The organism is Chryseobacterium sp. SIMBA_028 (assembly GCF_046535285.1).
GTDB lineage: Bacteria > Bacteroidota > Bacteroidia > Flavobacteriales > Weeksellaceae > Chryseobacterium.
Window position 1 is genome coordinate 1 of sequence record NZ_JAWRWZ010000051.1, and the last position, 561, is coordinate 561.

Genomic DNA, 561 nt, shown 5'->3' on the forward strand with positions numbered 1-561 from the left:
AGGGGAGATTCGCCCGGAAGGACCCCATGGAAACGCACGCCACGATGCAGCCCGTCATCGGCCTGACCACCTATCTGGAACCGGCCGTCACACAGGGTTGCGGTTCGGTGAAGGCGGCATTCCTTCCGGAAAGCTATCTGGCTCCACTTGCAGCGGCGGGAGGGGTTCCCGTGCTGTTGCCGCCCCAGCCGACTAACCAGGGGGTGGTGGAACTCCTTGTTGGCCGGTTGGACGGACTCGTTATTCCCGGCGGCTGGGACGTTGACCCTGCCTTGTATGGGCAAGAACCCCACGTAGAGACTGATCCGCCCCGCCCGGCACGTGACGCCTGGGAACAGGCGCTCATACGGGAGGCCCTCCGCCAGGACCTTCCACTGCTGTGCATCTGCCGGGGGAACAATTACTGAACGTGACCCTCGGTGGCACCTTGCATCAGCACCTCCCCGACATTGCAGGTACGGAAAAATACCAGCGGGGCGGGTACCAATTCAACATGATTCCCGTCATGATACGACCGGACTCGACCCTGGCGAGACTGACTGGGCTAAGCCTGGATGCCGT

Annotated in this window: 1 pseudogene; it reads left to right on the forward strand. The window is 62.6% G+C overall.

From position 1 onward, the window contains the following. Window positions 1-44: 44 nt before the first annotated feature. Window positions 45-561, forward strand: a pseudogene (locus SCA31_RS22480) (gamma-glutamyl-gamma-aminobutyrate hydrolase family protein); the annotation flags it as partial.